Here is a 3,474-nt window from a genome sequence, read left to right on the forward strand (position 1 = left end):
CACCGAGTGGCCCACCGTCCGGTCGGGGTTCGAGGCGTGGCTCGGTGCGGGCAACTTCGACGACGACGGTCGGCAGCGGCGCAGCCTGGCCGAGTGCCGGCCACGGTAGCCACTGTCGGTGCGCGCTGGCATGGTGAGCCCATGGACCAGCGCATCTCCTTCATCACCCTCGCCGTGCGCGATCTCGGTGCCTCCCGGGCCTTCTACGTCGACGGGCTCGGCTGGGAGCCGGCCTTCGACGCCCCGGGGGAGGTGCTGATGTTCAAGGCGGGCGACAAGCTGGTCCTCTCGTTGTGGGACGTCGACGCCTTCACCGCCGAGGTCGGGCAGGCGCCCGCCGGAGGACTCGCGCCGGTGACCCTCTCCCACAACCTCGCCACCACCGACGGGGTCGACCGGGCCCTCGAGCAGGCCCGTGTGGCGGGTGCCCAGCACGTCACCGAGGCCCGGGAGCGGGAGTGGGGCGGCTACTCCGGCTACTTCGCGGATCCCGACGGCTTCCGCTGGGAGATCTGCTTCAACCCAGGACCCATCGGCCAGGAGGTGCTCCCGTGAGCGACAGCACGAGTGATCGAGTGACGTACGACGACGTGGCGACGGCCGGACTCGACGACTGGCGGATGCTGGTGCAGGGCATCCACGCGCGCTTCCGCACCGGCAGCTTCGCGGCGGGGGTCCRCCTGGTCGACGCCATCGGCGCCGCCGCCRACGAGGCCGACCACCACCCCGACGTCACCCTGACCTACCCCCGCGTCGACGTGGCCCTGATCAGCCACGACGTCGGCCGCGTCACCGACCGCGACCTCGCGCTGGCCCGGCGGATCAGCGAGATCGCCGCCGAGCAGGGGGTCGCGGCCGACCCTTCCGGGCTCCAGCAGCTGGAGCTGGGCCTCGACACGCCCGACGAGCGCGGCATCCTGCCGTTCTGGCGCGACCTGCTGGCCTTCGAGGGCAGCCCCGAGGAGGGCGGCATCAACGACCCGGACGGCCGGCTCCCGGCGGTGTGGTTCCAGGGGTCGGGCAGCGACGAGCCGCGGCAGCGCTGGCACCTCGACGTCTGGGTGCCCGGCGACCAGGTGCGGGCACGCATCGACGCCGTCGTCGCGGGCGGTGGCCGGCTCGTCGCCGAACACCCCGAGCACTCGTTCTGGGTCCTCGAGGACGGGGAGGGCAACCGGTCGTGCATCTGCACGGCCCAGGGGCGTTGACCGGGCGCAAGATGGCCACATCGCGAGACCGACGTACCAGATAGTGGGACAGGTGGCAGACTCGGTTGACGTCGGAACGACTCGACGGCGACGGTAGGCGCATGCGCTCCCAGACATCCGCACGGATTCTTGTACGCACGCGACGCGTGAGCTGACAGCCCAGAGCTGTTCGCCCCACGCGTCACCCCTCGTTGCCCACCGGGCCGAGGGGTTTTTTGTTGGCTGGGTCTCCCGGAGGCCAGGATCATGACGACGAAGGAAGCACCATGAGCGAGACGGGCATCAGGGGAGTCCCCACCACGGGGAGCTCCACGTCGGGCGAGGGCATGACGGGCGCGCAGAGCCTGATCAGGTCGCTCGAGTGCGCGGGTGCCACCGACATCTTCGGCATCCCGGGCGGCGCGATCCTCCCGGCGTACGACCCGCTCATGGACTCCACCCGGATCCGCCACATCCTGGTCCGTCACGAGCAGGGCGCCGGGCACGCCGCCCAGGGGTACGCCGCCGCCACCGGCCGGGTCGGCGTCTGCATGGCCACCTCGGGTCCCGGCGCCACCAACCTCGTCACGCCCCTCGCGGACGCCCACATGGACTCGGTGCCGCTGGTGGCCATCACCGGTCAGGTCGGCGCCAGCATGATCGGCACCGACGCCTTCCAGGAGGCGGACATCCGGGGCATCACCATGCCCATCACCAAGCACAACTTCCTGGTCACCGACCCGCGCGACATCCCGCGCACGGTGGCCGAGGCCTTCCACATCGCCTCCACGGGTCGCCCCGGCCCGGTGCTGGTCGACGTCGCCAAGTCCGCGCTGCAGGCCGCGACCACGTTCGCCTGGCCGACCGAGCTGCAGCTGCCCGGCTACCGGCCGGTGACCCGTCCGCACAGCAAGCAGATCCGCGAGGCGGCGCGGCTGATCCTCGAGGCCCGGCGTCCGGTCCTCTACGTCGGCGGTGGGGTGATCCGTGCGCAGGCCTCGCAGGCGCTGCGCAAGCTCGCCGAGGCGACCGGGATACCGGTCGTGACGACGCTGATGGCGCGAGGCGCGTTCCCCGACAGTCACCCGCAGCACCTCGGCATGCCGGGCATGCACGGCACGGTGGCCGCGGTCGCGGGCCTGCAGAAGAGCGACCTCATCATCAGCCTCGGCGCCCGCTTCGACGACCGGGTCACCGGCAACCTCGACTCGTTCGCGCCCCACGCGCTGGTGATCCACGCGGACATCGACCCCGCCGAGATCGGCAAGAACCGGCACGCCGACGTCCCGATCGTCGGGGACGCCCACGAGGTCATCGTCGACCTCATCGCACTGCTGGCCACCGAGGCCGACGCCGGGCACACCGGTGACTACGAGGCATGGGTGGAGTTCCTGTCCGGCGTCAAGCAGCGCTACCCGGTCGGCTACGACACCCCGGCGAGCGGACTGGCCCCGCAGTACGTCATCGAGCGGCTCGGCGCGATCGCCGGCCCGGACACGATCTACACCTCCGGCGTCGGGCAGCACCAGATGTGGGCCGCGCACTTCATCGGCTACGAGAAGCCCAACACCTGGCTCAACTCCGGTGGCCTGGGGACCATGGGGTACGCCGTGCCGGCCGCCATGGGCGCCAAGGTCGGGATGCCCGGCTCGACGGTGTGGGCGATCGACGGCGACGGCTGCTTCCAGATGACCAACCAGGAGCTGGCCACCTGCGCGATCAACGACATCCCGATCAAGGTCGCGATCATCAACAACGAGTCGCTGGGCATGGTCCGCCAGTGGCAGACGCTGTTCTACAACGAGCGCTACTCGAACACCGATCTCCACTCCAAGCGCATCCCCGACTTCGTCAAGCTCGCCGACGCGTACGGCTGCGTGGGCCTGTCGTGCGACTCCGCCGAGCAGGTCGACGCCACGATCGAGAAGGCGATGGCTATCGACGACCAGCCCGTCGTGGTGGACTTCCGCGTCCACCGCGACGCCATGGTGTGGCCGATGGTGGCCGCCGGCACCAGCAACGACGAGATCAAGTACGCGCGTGACCTCGCGCCCGAGTTCGACGAGGACGACGTCTGATGAGCAAGCACACCCTGTCGGTCCTCGTCGAGAACAAGCCCGGCGTCCTGGCCCGCATCGCCGGTCTCTTCAGCCGCCGTGGCTTCAACATCGACAGCCTCGCGGTGGGTCCGACCGAGCACGCCGAGGTCTCCCGGATGACCATCGTGGTCAACGTCGAGGAGTCCCCGCTGGAGCAGGTGACCAAGCAGCTCAACAAGCTGGTGGAG

4 protein-coding genes are annotated in these 3,474 nt (G+C 70.4%); all 4 read left to right on the forward strand.

Annotated features, from left to right (window positions below; all coding sequences use genetic code 11):
- The first annotated feature begins 141 nt into the window (after positions 1 to 141).
- Positions 142 to 555 carry a VOC family protein gene (locus ACXJKL_RS17290; RefSeq protein ID WP_457208253.1) on the forward strand — a complete coding sequence of 138 codons (414 nt, stop codon included), beginning with the start codon at positions 142 to 144 and terminating at the stop codon, positions 553 to 555.
- On the forward strand, positions 552 to 1,208 hold the full coding sequence (locus ACXJKL_RS17295; RefSeq protein WP_457208254.1) for a 4a-hydroxytetrahydrobiopterin dehydratase: 657 nt from the start codon (positions 552 to 554) through the stop codon (positions 1,206 to 1,208). Before ACXJKL_RS17290 ends, ACXJKL_RS17295 begins: the two co-directional genes overlap by 4 nt.
- Positions 1,209 to 1,474: 266 nt before the next feature.
- The gene (locus ACXJKL_RS17300) at positions 1,475 to 3,265 is read left to right on the forward strand and encodes an acetolactate synthase large subunit (RefSeq protein WP_457208255.1); all 1,791 of its coding nucleotides are present in this window, start codon (positions 1,475 to 1,477) and stop codon (positions 3,263 to 3,265) included.
- Positions 3,265 to 3,474, forward strand: a 210-nt coding sequence (gene ilvN / locus ACXJKL_RS17305) for an acetolactate synthase small subunit (RefSeq protein ID WP_457208256.1), incomplete at its 3' end; no start/stop codon positions are given. The genes ACXJKL_RS17300 and ilvN, both read left to right, overlap by 1 nt.

The organism is Nocardioides sp. P5_C9_2, assembly GCF_054049555.1.